The 15,961-nt window shown below is 71.9% G+C and carries 14 protein-coding genes; 10 read left to right on the top strand and 4 right to left on the bottom strand.

Annotated elements, in window-relative coordinates:
* Positions 1-122 precede the first annotated feature (122 nt).
* Positions 123-1,694: an MFS transporter gene (locus tag ACFC02_RS37300; RefSeq protein WP_376366737.1), complete on the bottom strand. Its 1,572-nt coding sequence runs from the start codon at positions 1,692-1,694 to the stop codon at positions 123-125.
* 110 nt (positions 1,695-1,804) lie between these two features.
* Here ACFC02_RS37300 and ACFC02_RS37295 point away from each other — a divergent pair, with 110 nt between their 5' ends.
* Entirely contained in the window at positions 1,805-2,398 is a 594-nt protein-coding gene (locus ACFC02_RS37295) for a TetR/AcrR family transcriptional regulator (RefSeq protein WP_376366736.1), read from the top strand.
* 54 nt (positions 2,399-2,452) lie between these two features.
* Here the strand turns inward: ACFC02_RS37295 and ACFC02_RS37290 are convergent, their stop codons facing one another.
* Entirely contained in the window at positions 2,453-3,736 is a 1,284-nt protein-coding gene (locus ACFC02_RS37290; RefSeq protein ID WP_376366735.1) for a PucR family transcriptional regulator, read from the bottom strand.
* 162 nt (positions 3,737-3,898) lie between these two features.
* On the opposite strand from ACFC02_RS37290, the gene ACFC02_RS37285 reads away from it, so the two are divergent.
* Positions 3,899-4,825 (top strand): proline dehydrogenase family protein, encoded by a 927-nt coding sequence (locus ACFC02_RS37285; protein ID WP_376366734.1) that lies wholly within the window; start codon positions 3,899-3,901, stop codon positions 4,823-4,825.
* A 187-nt stretch (positions 4,826-5,012) separates the two neighbouring features.
* Positions 5,013-6,653 carry an L-glutamate gamma-semialdehyde dehydrogenase gene (gene pruA / locus ACFC02_RS37280; protein WP_376366733.1) on the top strand — a complete coding sequence of 547 codons (1,641 nt, stop codon included), beginning with the start codon at positions 5,013-5,015 and terminating at the stop codon, positions 6,651-6,653.
* 100 nt (positions 6,654-6,753) lie between these two features.
* On the opposite strand, the gene ACFC02_RS37275 is transcribed toward pruA, so the two are convergent.
* Positions 6,754-6,960, bottom strand: a complete 207-nt coding sequence (locus ACFC02_RS37275) for a DUF5988 family protein (RefSeq protein ID WP_376366732.1) — start codon at positions 6,958-6,960, stop codon at positions 6,754-6,756.
* A 154-nt stretch (positions 6,961-7,114) separates the two neighbouring features.
* Between ACFC02_RS37275 and ACFC02_RS37270 the strand changes: the two genes are divergently transcribed.
* From ACFC02_RS37270 to ACFC02_RS37255, 4 genes are all read left to right on the top strand, one after another.
* Complete coding sequence (locus ACFC02_RS37270; protein WP_376366731.1) at positions 7,115-7,654, top strand: GNAT family N-acetyltransferase; 540 nt, start codon at positions 7,115-7,117, stop codon at positions 7,652-7,654.
* Positions 7,655-7,954: 300 nt separating this feature from the next.
* On the top strand, positions 7,955-8,086 hold the full coding sequence (locus ACFC02_RS37265) for a hypothetical protein (protein ID WP_086025501.1): 132 nt from the start codon (positions 7,955-7,957) through the stop codon (positions 8,084-8,086).
* 91 nt (positions 8,087-8,177) lie between these two features.
* Positions 8,178-9,221 carry a 3-isopropylmalate dehydrogenase gene (locus tag ACFC02_RS37260; protein WP_376366730.1) on the top strand — a complete coding sequence of 348 codons (1,044 nt, stop codon included), beginning with the start codon at positions 8,178-8,180 and terminating at the stop codon, positions 9,219-9,221.
* 475 nt (positions 9,222-9,696) lie between these two features.
* Positions 9,697-10,785 carry a branched-chain amino acid aminotransferase gene (locus tag ACFC02_RS37255; RefSeq protein ID WP_360974601.1) on the top strand — a complete coding sequence of 363 codons (1,089 nt, stop codon included), beginning with the start codon at positions 9,697-9,699 and terminating at the stop codon, positions 10,783-10,785.
* A gap of 22 nt (positions 10,786-10,807) precedes the next feature.
* Here the strand turns inward: ACFC02_RS37255 and ACFC02_RS37250 are convergent, their stop codons facing one another.
* A complete protein-coding gene (locus ACFC02_RS37250; protein ID WP_376366729.1) occupies positions 10,808-12,253 on the bottom strand; it encodes a cytosine permease in 1,446 nt (481 codons plus the stop codon).
* 181 nt (positions 12,254-12,434) lie between these two features.
* Here ACFC02_RS37250 and ureA point away from each other — a divergent pair, with 181 nt between their 5' ends.
* From ureA to ACFC02_RS37235, 3 genes are read left to right on the top strand one after another with little or no spacing between them, the layout of a single operon-like run.
* A complete protein-coding gene (ureA, locus tag ACFC02_RS37245; protein WP_376366728.1) occupies positions 12,435-13,133 on the top strand; it encodes an urease subunit gamma in 699 nt (232 codons plus the stop codon).
* Positions 13,130-14,854 (top strand): urease subunit alpha, encoded by a 1,725-nt coding sequence (locus ACFC02_RS37240; protein WP_376366727.1) that lies wholly within the window; start codon positions 13,130-13,132, stop codon positions 14,852-14,854. The genes ureA and ACFC02_RS37240 overlap by 4 nt, the downstream gene beginning before the upstream one ends.
* Positions 14,855-14,867: 13 nt before the next feature.
* Positions 14,868-15,917: an agmatine/peptidylarginine deiminase gene (locus ACFC02_RS37235; RefSeq protein WP_376366726.1), complete on the top strand. Its 1,050-nt coding sequence runs from the start codon at positions 14,868-14,870 to the stop codon at positions 15,915-15,917.
* The last annotated feature ends 44 nt before the right edge of the window (positions 15,918-15,961 follow it).

Here is a 15,961-nt window from a genome sequence, read left to right as displayed (position 1 = left end):
GGGGCGACGTCCGCCCGTTCGGTCAACCTCGTCTGCGGCAGCCGCGCCCCCACGCGGACGACGGCGCGGGGTGAGCTGGGGTATCCCACCACACCCGGCGCCTTTCGCGTGCGCCCCGGCCCTCAGGCCATCGCCTTCACCGGCTCGGCCTCCGCGGTCTCGGTGACCGGCTGAGCTTCCTCGTCCCTTACGGTCACCCGGCGCAGGGTCACCGCCGCCGCGGTGCCGGCCAGGACCAGCAGCGCCGCCCCCGCGAGGGCCGCGCCCTGCATTCCGCCGGTGAACGCCTCCCGGGCGGCCGTCACCAGGGCCTCGCCGGCCCGGCCCGGAAGCCGGCCGGCCACCGCGAGCGCGCCGCCGAGCGTCTCGTGGGCCGGGGCGGGGGCGCCGGAGGGGATCTCATGGCGGTAGATCGCCGTGCCGATGGAGCCGAGCGTCGCCATGCCCAGCGCGCCGCCGAACTCCGAGCCGGTCTCCAGCAGGGAGGAGGCGGCGCCCGCCTGCTCCGCCGGGGCCGCGCCCAGCGCCAGGTCGGTCATCTGGGAGATGACCATCACGATGCCGGAGGAGAGGACGGCGCAGGCCGCCAGGACCAGCCACAGGGAGTCCGTGCCGGCCAGGGCCAGCATCCCGTAGCCCGCCGCGCCGATCGCGAAGCCGGTGGTGACGACGTAGGCCCGGTTGACGCCCTTCTGCACCAGCTGGGTCGCGACCGGGGCCGCCATGCCGATCGGCAGCGAGGGCAGCAGGGCCCACAGAGCCGCCTCCATCGCGCTCTTGCCGAGCACCGACTGGAGGTACTGCGTGGTGAAGAAGGCCGAACCCATCATCGCGAACGAGGAGATGAGGTTCAGGACCACGGCGGGGGCGAAGCCCCGGCCGCGGAACAGGGCCGGGGAGATCATCGGGGAGGCCGCGGTGCGCTGGCGGTGGACGAAGAGGGCGGCGAAGAAGAGACCGGTGGCGATCGAGGCGACGTAGAGCGGGTGCACGCCCTCGGAGGGGATCTCCTTGAGGCCGTAGACCACGGGGAGGACCGCGGCCATCGACAGCGGCACGCTGACGAGGTCGAAGCGGCCGGGGGCGGGGTTCTTCGACTCGGGCAGCAGGATCGGGCCGAGGACGAGCAGCAGCGCCATCGCGGGCAGGTTGACCAGGAACACCGAGCCCCACCAGAAGTACTGCACCAGGATGCCGCTGAGCACCGAGCCGAGCGCGATCCCGGCCGTCATCACACCGGACCAGATGCCGATCGCCTTGGCCCGCTGGCCCGGGTCGGTGAACATCGTGCGCACCAGCGCCATGGTCGAGGGCATCAGCGTCGCGCCGCCGATGCCGAGCACCGCGCGGGCCGCGATCAGGGTCTCGGCGCTGTCCGCGTACGCGGCCACCAGGGAGGCGGCGCCGAAGGCGGCGGCCCCGATCAGCAGCAGCCGGCGGCGGCCGATGCGGTCACCCAGGGAGCCCATCGTCATCAGCAGGCCGGCCAGGACGAACGCGTAGATGTCGAAGATCCACAGCTGCTGGGTGCCGGTCGGCTCCAGGTCCGCGCTGATCGCCGGGATGGCGAAGTAGAGGACCGAGACGTCCATCGAGACCAGCAGCAGCGGCAGCATCAGCACGCCGAGGGCGGTCCATTCGCGGCGGCCGGCGAGACCGGCCCGGGTCGTGTTGGTGCTCGTGGAGTTCGTCATGCCAAGGAATGTACACACGTCTTAAACGCTTGTCTAGTACGAGCGTATAGATCGTGCGTATAGGTCATCCGTATAGGACGTCCGTATGGATCGTGGGTAGGGTTGAGGGCATGGGACATCGTGAGGATCTGCTCGACGGCGCGAAGCGCTGCCTGCTGGAGAAGGGCTTCGTGCGCACCACGGCGCGGGACATCGTCAAGGAGTCCGGGACCAACCTGGCCTCCATCGGCTACCACTACGGCTCCAAGGACGCCCTGCTGGTGCAGGCGTACGTCGCCCTGGTCGAGGAGATGGGCGACGGCAGCGGAGCCGGCTGGGGAGGGGGCGAGGCGCCCCGGACGGCGGCTGGATCGCTGGAGCGCTTCCAGGAGGTCTGGGCGAACGTCATCGCCTCGATCCCCGAGTCGCGCCCGATCTGGCTGCTGAGCTTCGAGCTGATCCTCCAGGGGGACCGCCTGCCCGAGGTGCGCAAGCTGCTCGCGCAGGCCCAGGAGGAGGGCCGCTCCGGCATCCTCCCGATGTTCAACGACGTCCCGGAGCCGGACCTCGACAAGGAGGCCGTCGACACCGAGGGCCGCCTCTACCAGACACTGCTCCAGGGCCTCATGGTGCAGTGGCTCTTCGACCCCGACACCGCCACCCGCGCCGACCAGCTGACCGAGGGCCTGCGCCGGGTGCTCGCGGCCGCCGCGCCCAGCGCCTAGGGAACGAGCGCGCGCCGGGGCGCGGCCGTCGCCCTCGGCCCGGGAACGGGCCGGTTACAGCCGCGCCGCCTTCAGCGCCATGTGCAGCAGCAGCCGGTCCTCGCCGTCGTCCAGGTCCAGGCCCGTGAGCTGCTCCACCCGGGAGAGGCGGTAGTAGAGCGTCTGGCGGTGGACGCCCAGCTCGGCCGCGGTGCGCCCGGCCTGGCCCGCGCAGTCCAGATAGACCTCGGCGGTGCGCGCCAGCTCCTGGTGCGCGGGGGAGAGCAGCGGTCCCACCGCCGCGTCGTGCCGCGCCTCGGGGGACAGCGAGGCCAGCAGCCGGTACGGGCCGATGCGGGCCCACTGCGCGACCGGACCGAGCCGGGGCTCGGCGAGCGCGGCACGCGCCGCCGCCACCGCCTGTGCCCAGGCTGTCCCCAGCTCCGCCAGCCCCGTCCGCCCGGCGGCCACCCCGGCCGCCGCACCGCTCACCGCACGGCCCGCGGCACCGCTCACCGCCCCGCTCACCCGAGCGCCCGCGCCGCGCGCCGTGCCCGTCGCCGCCCCGCTGGTCGCCGCGGCGCCCGCCGCCCTCTCCAGCAGCCGGGTCGCCGCCGACACCGCCGGGGTCAGGGTGTCCGCCGAGCGCAGCCGCACCAGCAGCGCCAGGCACTGGTCCGTCGTCCCCCACGGCACGGTGCACAGGGCCGTCGCGCCCGGCAGCGTGCGCACCGACGGCGCGTCGTCCGGGTCGGCCGAGGGCCAGGGGGCCACGCACACCATCGTGTGCGGCCCCTCCGCGCGCGCCCCCAGCGCCGTGCGCAGCTCGGCCACCGCCATGTCCCGCGGCCAGCCCCGCTCGGCGGTCAGCACCGCCCGCAGCTCACGGGTGAGGTCCGCCCCGTGCTGCGCCTCGTCCGCGAGGAGCGCGCCGATCCGCGCGGTCACCCGCATGGCCGCCGCGAGCTGGGGTTCGGCGGGGCCGGGCTCGTCGACCAGCAGCCAGACGTAGCCGAGGACCACACCCCGGTGGCGTACCGGCAGGCAGATCCGCCCCCGGTAGACGCCGGCCTCGGGGGTGGGCGGGATCCGGACCGGCCCGGTGGCCCGGGTGATGCCGAAGCCCTCGAACCAGCGGCGGACGGCGGCCGTGGAGCGGCGGGTGAGGATCGAGCGGGTGCGCACCGGGTCCAGCGCCGAGGGGTCCAGGTCGCCCTCGCTGTCGTAGGCGCCGAAGGCGATCAGCTCGAAGTTCCGGTTCTCCAGCGTGGCCGGAGCGCCCAGCAGCTCCGAGATCTCGTCGACCAGCTCCTGGTAATCGCCCTTGTAATCCGCCGTCACCCGGGCATTCTCCCGCATTTCCGCAGGGCCTTCATACATCTGTCTGAGATCGGGTCCACGGATGCGTGACAGCTGTCGATGGCAGACGATCGCACAGATCCCTAACTTTCACGGTGGTTCTCCGTGCCGTTCCCGATCGGTCGGGTGACGGCCTTGTGCTCACTGTTGTGGAGGTGCCCCGTGCTGGGTCCCGTGATTCTTGCCGCGTCGCGCAGCGACCGGATGCGACGCCTGATCTCGGCGGCCCCGGTGACCAAGCAGGTCGTGGACCGCTTCATCCCCGGCGAGACCGTGGACGACATCGTCCCCATCATCGCGGACCTGACCGGCAAGGGCCTGGAGCTGACCATGGACGTGGTCGGCGAGGACATCACCACCCCGGAGCAGGCCACCGCCGCCCGCGACGCCTACCTGGCGCTGATCGACCACATCAAGGACCTGGAGCTGGGCCCGAAGGTCGAGATGTCCGTGAAGCTGTCGATGTTCGGCCAGGCCCTGTCCGGCGGCCACGAGCTGGCCCTCGCCAACGTCCGCCCGGTCGTCGAGGCCGCCGCCGCCATCGGCACCACCGTCACCCTGGACGCCGAGGACCACACGACCCTGGACTCGATGTTCGCCATCCACGAGGAGCTGCGGAAGGACTTCCCGCGGACCGGCTGCGTCATCCAGGCGTACCTCTTCCGCACCGAGGCCGACGCACGCCGCCTCGCCGCGAGCGGCTCTCGCGTACGGTTGGTGAAGGGCGCCTACAAGGAGCCCGCCGAAGTCGCCTACCAGGACAAGCACGAGATCGACAAGGCGTACGTGCGGATCCTGCGCACCCTGATGGAGGGCGAGGGGTACCCGATGATCGGGTCCCACGACCCGCGCCTCATCTCCATCGCGCAGGAGCTGGCCCGCACGGCCGGCCGCAAGCTCGACGAGTACGAGTTCCAGATGCTGTACGGCATCCGCAGCGACGAGCACCTGCGACTGGCCGCCGAGGGCCACCGCATGCGCGTCTACACCGCCTACGGCACCGACTGGTACGGCTACTTCATGCGCCGTCTGGCGGAGAAGCCGGCCAACCTGCGCTTCTTCGCGCGGAGCATGCTCAGCCGCGGCTGATCGGCACCGGCTGCGCCGCGCCCCCTGCCGGGGGTCCGGGGGTCGCCCCCCGGGAAGGCACAGCATGCGCCGTCTGGCGGAGAAGCCGGCCGACCTGCGCTTCTTGGTCCGCTCGATGGTCAGCAAGGGCTGAGCGAGCCCGCTCCACAGCTCGAAACACCGCTCAAGTCAAGGAGTTACGGAACCCATGGACGCTGTGACCCAGGTCCCCACGCCCGTCAACGAGCCGGTGCACGGCTACGCCCCCGGTTCGCCCGAGCGGGCCCGTCTGGAGGCCAGGCTCAAGGAGCTGGCCGAGAACCCGGTCGACCTGCCGTGCACGATCGGCGGCGAGAAGCGGATGGGTGGCGGTGAGTCCTTCGAGGTCGTGCAGCCGCACAACCACAAGGCCGTCCTCGGTACGTACCGCAACGCCACGCGCCAGGACGCCCAGGACGCGATCGACGCCGCCCTGGCCGCCGCCCCCGCCTGGCGTGCGATGTCCTTCGACGACCGCGCGGCCATCATCCTGCGCGCCGCCGAGCTGCTGGCCGGCCCCTGGCGCGAGACCATCGCCGCCTCCACCATGCTCGGCCAGTCCAAGACCGCGCAGCAGGCCGAGATCGACAGCCCCTGCGAGCTGGTCGACTTCTGGCGCTTCAACGTCCACTACGCCCGCCAGATCCTGGCCGAGCAGCCCCCGGCCAACTCGCCGGGCGTGTGGAACCGCCTGGACCACCGCCCGCTGGAGGGCTTCGTCTACGCGATCACGCCGTTCAACTTCTCGGCGATCGCCGCCAACCTGCCCACCGCGCCCGCCCTCATGGGCAACGTGGTGATCTGGAAGCCGTCGCCGACCCAGACGCACGCCGCCGTGCTGCTCATGCGGCTGCTGGAGGAGGCGGGCCTGCCCAAGGGCGTCATCAACCTCCTCACCGGTGACGGCCTGGAGGTCTCGGAGGTGGCCCTGAACCACCGCGACCTGGCCGGCATCCACTTCACCGGCTCGACCAAGACCTTCCAGCACCTGTGGAAGACGGTCGGCAACAACATCGAGAAGTACCGCTCCTACCCGCGCCTGGTCGGCGAGACCGGCGGCAAGGACTTCGTCGTCGCCCACCCGAGCGCCGACCGCGCGGTGCTGAAGACCGCCCTGACCCGCGGTGCCTTCGAGTACCAGGGCCAGAAGTGCAGCGCCACCTCCCGCGCCTACATCCCGGCGTCCATCTGGAACTCCGGCTTCAAGGAGGAGTTCGCCGCCGAGGTCGACTACCTCACCATGGGTGACGTCACCGACCTGTCGAACTTCATCGGCGCGGTCATCGACGAGCGGTCCTTCGCCAAGAACAAGGCCGCCATCGACCGGGCCAAGGAGGACCCGTCCTGCACGATCGTCGCGGGCGGCTCCTACGACGACTCGGTGGGCTACTTCGTCCGCCCGACCGTCATCGAGTGCACCGACCCGGAGAACGAGGTGTTCACCACCGAGTACTTCGGCCCGATCCTCGCCGTGCACGTGTACGACGACAGCTCGGCCGAGAAGTACGACGAGATGCTGACCCAGATGGAGTCGGTCTCCGACTACGCCCTCACCGGCTCGGTCGTCGCGAACGACCGCGCGGCGGCGGCGTACACGATGGAGAAGCTGCGCTACGCGGCCGGCAACTTCTACATCAACGACAAGTCGACCGGCGCCGTGGTCGGCCAGCAGCCCTTCGGCGGCGGCCGTGCCTCCGGCACCAACGACAAGGCCGGCGCCCCGCAGAACCTGATGCGCTGGACCCTGACCCGCGCCATCAAGGAGGCCCTGGTGGCGCCGACCGACTACACCTACCCGCACATGGGCTGACACCCGCGTCGCAAGGGGCCGGGTCCGTCCAGGACCCGGCCCGTTCGCATGCCCGCCACCGCGCCGGACGGCCCGGTCCCAGCCGGCCGGGCATCTCCCGCTAGCCGGGCATCTCCGTCCGCTCCCACCACTCGTACACCGGGAGCCTGCCCTCCCGGGTGTCCGCGTGGCGCGAGGTCGGCCGGAAGTGCTCATAGCCGTTGCGCAGCTCGATCTTCACGTCCTCCCCGGGTGTCGTGATCGGGACGATCCTCTCGGGGAGGTCCTGCGGGCCGCCCTCCAGCAGTGCCTTGACCGTGTCGTTCATGACCTCACCGTTCCCCCTGCCGCGACCCGGTGCCGCCGGCCGCGCGGACGATCAGCCGTGTGGGCGATCCGGGAGCGACGGCCGACCCGGATCGTCGTCCGTCGGGGAGCGGAATGCCGCCTCGCCGCCCGTCGGGGCCCGGGATACTGGCTCGATGGCAGCCGCGATCCGTACCGTCCACACCGCCGGGCTCACCCCCGCCGAACTCCGAGCCGTCCGCACCCTCCTGGACGACGCCTTCGAAGGCGACTTCAGCGATCACGACTGGGACCACTCCCTGGGCGGCATGCACGCCCTCGTACGCGACGGGCACGGGCTCGCCGCGCACGGCTCGGTCGTCATGCGGCGGGTCCGGCTGCGCGGGCGCTGGCTGCGCACCGGGTACGTGGAGGCCGTCGCCGTGCGCCGGGACGTCCGGCGCGCCGGAGTGGGCACGCTCGTCATGGGCGCCCTGGAGGAGATCATCACCCGCGCCTACGACCTCGGCGCCCTCTCGGCCAGTGACGACGGCGCCCTGCTCTACGGGGCCCGCGGCTGGCGGGCGTGGTGCGGGCCGATCCACGCGCTCGGCCCGGCCGGCGCGGTCCGGCTGCCCGAGGAGGAGGGGTCCACCTATGTGTGGCCCGCGCCCGCCGCCGCGACCGACCCCACGGCCGAACTGCTCTTCGACTGGCGGGACGGGGACGTCCTCTGAGCCTTCCTCCACCGGGCCGGTGGGGATTTCCGCAGGTCACGGCCGTGCGGGTGGCGCAGGTCCGCCGTACGGCCGAGGTCGCCGTCTCAGATAGTAGGAAGTCCGAGTAATTGTGCAGACAGCCGCGCGCTCCTGGCCTAGTTTTGTAGGAGCCGAACGTCTCGCTCGATCAAGCGAACGGCGGTAGTGAGCCGGGCCCCGAGCAGGTCACCCCTGCGGCCCTCGCTCCCCGCCCCTTCCGGCGTCCGTCAATCCCTCAGCTCAGGCACTCCCACGTCTTCTCGAAGGAGTCGATCCCCCATGGCCGAGACGACCGTCCGCCGCCGGGTCCGCCACGTCTCCCGCACCAGCGAGTCCGACCGCAAGAACGCCGCCGCAGCCCTCCAGCGCGCCCTCGACCGCAGGGACAACGGCGGACAGACCGGCCACTGAGCCGCCCTGCCCGTCCGTGTGTCCACACCCGTTCGTGTCCACATACCGGACGCGCCATGTCATCTCTCGGGACGAGGGGTAGGGTGCCGACATGTCTCGCAGCATCGATCTCGCAGTGATCCCCGGTGACGGCATCGGCCAGGAAGTGGTGGCCGAGGGGCTGAAGGTCCTGGCCGCCGCGCTCCCGCAGGATGTGAAGCTGGAGACCAAGGAGTACGACTTCGGCGCCCGGCGCTACCACGCCACCGGTGAGACCCTCACCGACGCCGACCTCGACGCCCTGAAGGCCCACGACGCCATCCTGCTCGGCGCGATCGGCGACCCGTCGGTGCCCTCCGGTGTGCTGGAGCGCGGCTTCCTGCTCAAGCTCCGCTTCGCCTTCGACCACCACGTCAACCTGCGCCCGAGCAAGCTGCTCCCGGGCGTCGCCACCCCGCTCGCCGGCGACCCGCAGATCGACTTCGTCGTCGTCCGCGAGGGCACGGAAGGCCCGTACACCGGCAACGGCGGCACGATCCGCAAGGGCACCGAGCACGAGGTCGCCACCGAGGTCTCCGTGAACACGGCCTACGGTGTCGAGCGCGTGGTCCGCGACGCCTTCGCCCGCGCCCAGGCCCGCCCGCGCAAGAAGCTCACGCTCGTCCACAAGAACAACGTCCTGACCTTCGCCGGTCACCTGTGGACGAACATCTTCAACCAGGTGGCCGAGGAGTACCCCGAGGTCACCACCGAGTACATCCACGTCGACGCGGCGACCATCTACCTGGTCACCCAGCCCGAACGGTTCGACGTCATCGTCACCGACAACCTCTTCGGCGACATCATCACCGACCTCGCCGCGGCCGTCTCCGGCGGCATCGGCGTCGCGGCCTCGGGCAACATCAACCCGAGCCGCCAGTTCCCGTCCATGTTCGAGCCGGTCCACGGCTCGGCCCCGGACATCGCGGGCCAGGGCAAGGCCGACCCCACCGCCACGGTGCTCTCGGTCGCCCTGCTGCTGCGCCACCTCGGCTACGACGCCGAGGCGACCCGGATCGAGGACGCCGTCTCCGCCGACCTCGCGGAGCGCGGCTCGCTGCCCGAGCGCACCACCGCCGAGATCGGCGACGCGCTCGCCGTACGAGTAGCCGGCTGACCCTGCCCCAGAGCCTGAAGAGCCTGGGGGGACCCCCAGGCCACTCGAATCACTTCGAAGCCGTCGGGTCGCACCCCGCGCCCGGCGGCTTCCCCCTGTCCGCCGCCGGGTGCCACCCTGGACCCTAGGGCCCTCCTGATGGATCTCCGCGGCGTCGCGACGCCCGGCACGCACTCTCGCCGTACCGCGCGAGAGCCCAAGTAGCTCGGCTACGAGGGCTCCCACGCGGCACTCCCCCAAGCTCTTCGAGCAGGGGGGACCCCCAGAGCACGCACCGAACGCCGCTCGTTCTTCCGCGGAGATCCATCAGAAGGACCCTGCCGCATTCACCCCGTTTCCTCCGGCCACAGCCCGCGCGCGATAATCGAACGCGGAGCCGCGACATGAGGGAATGCTCGGACGTCCTAGCACCGGCCACGGGCCGTGCGGGCGTGAGCGCGGCCCGTCACAACAACTCGGTGAAGGACACTCACTCATGACGACGCCCACGATCGAGCTCAAGCCCTCGGCCAACCCGCTCTCCGCAGCCGAGCGCGAGGCGCTCCTGGCCAACCCCGGGTTCGGCCGCCACTTCACCGATCACATGGTGACGATCCGGTGGACCGAGGGCCGGGGCTGGCACGACGGTCAGCTCGTTCCGTACGCGCCGATCCCCCTGGACCCGGCCACGACCGTCCTGCACTACGCCCAGGAGATCTTCGAGGGCCTGAAGGCCTACCGCCAGCCCGACGGCTCGGTCGCCACCTTCCGCCCCGAGAAGAACGCCCAGCGCTTCCAGGCCTCCTCACGCCGGCTGGCCATGCCCGAGCTGCCCGTCGAGACCTTCATCGAGGCCTGTGACGTCCTGGTCCAGCAGGACAAGGAGTGGGTGCCGGCGCACGGCGGCGAGGAGTCCCTCTACCTGCGGCCGTTCATGATCGCCACCGAGGTGGGCCTGGGCGTCAAGCCCGCCAACGAGTACCTGTTCATCGTGATCGCCTCCCCGGCCGGCGCGTACTTCCCCGGCGGCGTGAAGCCCGTCTCCATCTGGGCCTCCGAGGACCGGGTCCGGGCCGTCCCCGGCGGCATGGGCGACGCCAAGACCGGCGGCAACTACGCCGCCTCCCTGCTCGCCCAGGCCGAGGCCGCCGCCGAGGGCTGCGACCAGGTCTGCTACCTCGACGCCGTGGAGCACAAGTGGGTCGAGGAGCTGGGCGGCATGAACCTGTACTTCGTGTACGGGGACAAGATCGTCACGCCCGTTCTCAGCGGCTCGATCCTGGAGGGCGTCACCCGCGACTCGCTCCTCACCGTCGCCCGTGACCTCGGCTACGAGGCCGAGGAGGCCCGGGTCTCCGTCGACCAGTGGCAGCGCGACTCCGAGAACGGCACGCTGACCGAGGTCTTCGCCTGCGGCACGGCCGCCGTGATCACCCCCGTCGGCACGGTCAAGCGTGCGAACGCCCAGTGGCAGCAGTCGGGCGGCGAGCCCGGCGAGGTCACCATGCGGCTGCGCCGGGCCCTGCTCGACATCCAGCGGGGCGTCACCGAGGACAAGCACGGCTGGATGCACCGGCTCGGCTGACCCCGAGCGCGTAGGAACTCGTCTAGCGCTCCCCGCTCGTGACCAGGGCCGCCGTGGACTCCCCGTCCGCGGCGGCCCTGGCGGGTTCCCGGCCGGCCGCCGTCAGCAGCAGGTACACCACGCCGCCCGCCGCGCCCGACAGCAGGAAGCTGCAGTCCACCCCGCCGGTCAGGTGCAGCAGCGGGCCCTGGTAGGAGGGCAGCGAGACCGCGAGCAGGCCGACCCCGGCGCCCACGGCCCAGGACGCGGTGGCCTTGACGTTCCAGCCGGCCCGGTACCAGTAGACGCCGCCGTGCGAGCGGCGGTTGAAGACCTGGAGGGCGTCGGCGTCGTAGACCCCGCGGCAGCGGACGAAGCCGATCAGGGTGATGACCGCCCATGGGGTGCCGATCGCGGTGAGCAGCAGCACGAAGGAGGTCATCGCCGACTGCGCGTCCCAGGCGTAGTGGCCGATGAAGACGCACACCGTGGCGATGACGGCGACCGTGAAGGTGGCGCGGGCCCGGGAGGCCCGCGGCAGGATCGCGTCCAGGTCCAGGCCCATCGAGTACAGCATCAGCCCCGCGTTGCCCACCGATCCGGCGGAGGCGGCGAGCAGCAGCGGGACCAGGTACCAGGCGGGGGAGGCGTCCACCAGCGGTCCGGCGTAGTCCAGGGCGGCCCGGGCGCCGTACGCCGTGAAGGTGCCGAAGAGCTGCGGGACCAGCAGGCCGAGGACCAGCCCGAGCCAGGTGGCGTGCAGCACCCGGCGGGGGGAGTGGCGGCGCGGGGAGATGTAGCGGGTGTAGTCGCCGAGCAGGGTGATGAAGGCGATCGGGCCGGACAGCCCGGCGGCCACGGCGGCGAGGAACCAGGTCGGCCAGAACCCGCCCAGCAGATAGCCGCCGGCCTCCGGCAGCGCGGCGGTGGTGAAGTGCGGGGCGTAGGCGAACACGCCGAGGACCAGCAGTGCCGTCATGCCGACCGACAGCACGCGGGACATGGTGAGCAGCACCCGGTAGCCGTAGACCGCGCCCGCGACGGTGGCCGCGGCGAGCAGTGTGTAGACGACGGCGTACGACACGGAGCCGGCCGTGAGGCCGAACAGCCGGTGCAGGACGCTCACCATCACGTCCCCGCCGATCCACACGGTCAGCGCGGTGTAGCCGAGGGCGAGCAGCAGTCCGACCACCGAGCCGACCAGCCGTCCGCGCACGCCGAACTGGGCCCCGGAGGAGGTGGACAGGTTGGTGGCGGTGCGCAGGGAGACCAGCGCCAGCGGGGCGGTGAACAGCGTGCCCACCGCAGTCCCGGCGGCCACCGCGCTGACCGACGCCCACCAGCCGAGCCCGAACGAGGGCGGCAGCCAGCCGAAGATGATCACGCCGAGGCACAGGTTGGATCCGAGCAGGATCGACACCAGATCGCGCGGGCCGCTGGTGCGTTCCTGATCCGGGATGGTGTCGACACCGCGCTGTTCGATCGGCATGGCCGGGTCTCCTTCGACTACCGCCTGCGGGGGGTGCGGGTTGGGGGGAGGGTCAGAGGGAAGCAAGTTAGAGCGACGTTCAATGTGACGGGACCCGTGTGGTGCAGTCAACCTTTCATTTCTGTGAATTTCGCGTTTAGAGTGTTGCTCTAAAGTGCGAGAGGCAAGGAGGTGCCGAGGCGTGAGACTGACTCCCACCGAACGTGACCGGCTGCTGCTCTTCACGGCCGCCGAGCTGGCCCGCGCCCGCCGGACCCGCGGGCTGCGGCTGAACGTGCCGGAGGCCACCGCCCTGATCGCCGACACGGTGTGCGAGGCCGCCCGCGACGGCGCTCGCCTCGCCGAGGCGATCGAGCGCGCCCGTACGGTGCTCGGAGCGGACGACGTCCTGCCGGGCGTCGCCGACGTGGTCACCGAGGTCCACGTGGAGGCCGTCTTCGACGACGGCTCACGGCTCGCGATCGTCACCGACCCGATCGCCGGCGGAAGTCAGGGCGAGGCGGCGCCGGGCGCGCTGCTGCCGGGCCCCCGGCACGACGACCCGGAACCGGCCGTGTGCCTGACCGTCACCAACACCGCCGCCGTGCCCGTCTCCGTCACCTCCCACTTCCACTTCTTCGAGGCCAACCCGCGCCTGGACTTCGACCGCGCCGCCGCCTACGGCATGCGGCTCGCCGTGCCCGCCGGGTCGTCGGTGCGGTTCGGGCCGGGCGAGAGCGCCGAGGTCGGCCTCGTACCGATCGGCGGCGCGCGGGTCGCGATCGGCTTCGCCGGCCTGGTCGACGGCCCCCTGGACGCGCCCGGCGCCAAGGAGGAGGCCCTGCGCCGGGCCGCCGCCTGCGGCTACCTGGGCATCACACCGGAAGGAGACGCCCGATGAGCCGCTCCAAGGGACGCGAGGTGAGCCGGGCGATCCACGTCGACCCGCACGCCTACGCCGCCACCCACGGCCCCCGCGCGGGCGACCGCATCCGCCTCGGCGACTCCGGTCTCGTCGTGCGCGTCGAGTCCGACGCGCAGAAGTACGGTGATGAGTTCCTCGCCGGTTTCGGCAAGACCGCCCGTGACGGCCTGCACCTCAAGGCCGCCGCCGTCCGCGAGACCTGCGACGTCGTCATCAGCAACGTCGTCGTCATCGACGCGGTCCAGGGCATCCGCAAGGTGTCCATCGGCATCCGCGAGGGCCGGATCAGCGCCGTCGGACGGGCCGGGAACCCCGACACCCTCGACGGCGTCGACGTCGTCGTCGGCACCGGTACGACCATCGTGTCCGGCGAGGGCCTGATCGCCACCGCCGGTGCCGTCGACACGCACGTCCACCTGCTGTCGCCGCGCATCATGGAGGCCTCGCTCGCCTCCGGTGTGACCACGATCATCGGCCAGGAGTTCGGCCCGGTCTGGGGCGTCGGCGTCAACTCGCCGTGGGCGCTCAAGCACGCGTTCAACGCCTTCGACGCCTGGCCCGTCAACATCGGCTTCCTCGGCCGGGGCTCGTCCTCGCACGACGCCCCGCTCATCGAGGCGCTTGCCGAGGGCGGCGCCTCGGGCTTCAAGGTGCACGAGGACATGGGCGCCCACACCCGCGCCCTGGACACCGCCCTGCGCGTCGCCGAGGAGCACGACGTCCAGGTCGCCCTGCACAGCGACGGCCTCAACGAGTGTCTGTCCGTGGAGGACACCCTCAGGGTCCTGGAAGGGCGCACCATCCACGCCTTCCACATCGAGGGCTGCGGCGGCGGACACGTCCCCAACGTGCTGAAGATGGCCGGTGTCCCGAACGTCATCGGTTCCTCCACCAACCCCACCCTGCCCTTCGGCCGGGACGCGGTCGCCGAGCACTACGGCATGATCGTCTCCGTCCACGACCTGAAGACCGACCTGCCCGGCGACGCCGCCATGGCCCGCGACCGCATCCGCGCCGGCACGATGGGCGCCGAGGACGTGCTGCACGACCTGGGCGCGATCGGCATCACCTCCTCCGACGCGCAGGGCATGGGCCGCGCGGGCGAGACCGTGCGCCGCACCTTCGCGATGGCCGGGAAGATGAAGGCCGAGCTGGGCCCGGTCGACGGCGACGGCCCCGACGACGACAACGCCCGCGTGCTGCGCTACATCGCCAAGCTGACCGTCAACCCCGCCATCGCGCACGGACTCTCGCACGAGGTCGGCTCGATCGAGGCGGGCAAGCTGGCCGACATCGTGCTGTGGCGCCCGGAGTACTTCGGCGCCAAACCGCAGCTCGTCCTCAAGTCCGGCTTCCCGGCCTACGGCGTGACCGGCGACCCGAACGCCGCGACCGACACCTGCGAACCCCTCGTCCTGGGGCCGCAGTTCGGCGCGCACGGCGCCACCCCGGCAGACATCTCCGTGGCGTTCGTCGCCCGGGCCGCACTCGACCAGGGCAACGACACGATGCCCACCCGCAGGCGCCGGGTCGCCGTCCGCGGCACCCGCGGCATCGGCCCCGCCGACCTGCGGCTCAACTCCCGCACCGGAGCGGTCGACGTCGACCAGCGCACCGGCCTGGTCACCCTCGACGGCGACCCGCTGCGCTCCGAGCCCGCCGACTCCGTGTCCCTCAACCGCCTGTACTTCCTCTAAGGACCCGTCACTCATGACCACCCCCGCCGCCGACGGCTTCCGCATGCCCGCCGAGTGGGCGCCGCACGAGCGCACCTGGATGGCCTGGCCGGGCGCCAACCCGACCTTCGACACCCCCGACGACCTCGCCGCCTCCCGTGCCGCCTGGGCGGCGGTCGCCCGCGCGGTCCGCCGCTTCGAACCGGTCACCGTGGTCTGCGGTCCCGGCCAGTCCGCCGACGCCCGCGCCCTCCTCGGCGCCGGCGTCGACACCGTCGAGCGGGAGCTCGACGACGCCTGGATGCGCGACATCGGCCCCACCTTCCTCACCGACGGCAACGGCCGGCTCGCCGCCGCCGACTGGACGTTCAACGGCTGGGGCGCCCAGGACTGGGCCCGCTGGGAGCACGACGCGAAGATCGGCGCGTTCGTCGCGGACCTCGCGGGCGCGAAGACGTACGCCTCGAAGCTGGTGAACGAGGGCGGCGCGATCCACGTCGACGGCGAGGGCACCGTCCTGCTGACCGAGACCGTCCAGCTCGGCCCCGAGCGCAACCCGCACTGGTCGAAGGCGGAGGTCGAGACCGAGATCCACGCCCACCTCGGCACCCGCAAGGCCATCTGGCTGCCGCGCGGCCTCACCGGCGACTACCCTCCCCACGGCTACGGCACCCTCGGCCACGTCGACATCGTCGCCGCCTTCGCCCGCCCCGGCGTCGTCGTCGCCCACCACCAGCCCGACCCCGCCCACCCCGACCACGACGTCACCCGCGAGGTCATCGGCATCCTCAAGTCGTCCACCGACGCGCACGGCCGCCCCCTGGAGGTCGTGGAGGTGCCCGCGCCCACCGTCCTGGAGGCCGACGGCCACTGGGCCGACTACTCCTACATCAACCACTACCTCTGCAACGGCGGCGTCGTCCTGTGCGGCTTCGACGACCCGCGCGACGAGATCGCCGCCGGCATCTTCCGCCGCCTCTTCCCCGAGCGGACGGTGACCCTGGTGGACGCGCGTACGATCTTCGCGGGCGGGGGCGGTATCCACTGCATCACCCAGCAGCAGCCGAAGCGTGCAGGTCAGTGAGCTGACCAGGGAATACGCCGAATGATAGCTAGCTCTAGTTAGCC

The organism is Streptomyces sp. NPDC056160 (assembly GCF_042268205.1).
Taxonomy (GTDB): Bacteria; Actinomycetota; Actinomycetes; order Streptomycetales; family Streptomycetaceae; genus Streptomyces.
Note: the sequence above shows the minus strand (reverse complement) of the source record. Positions and strands in the feature narration are given on the sequence as shown.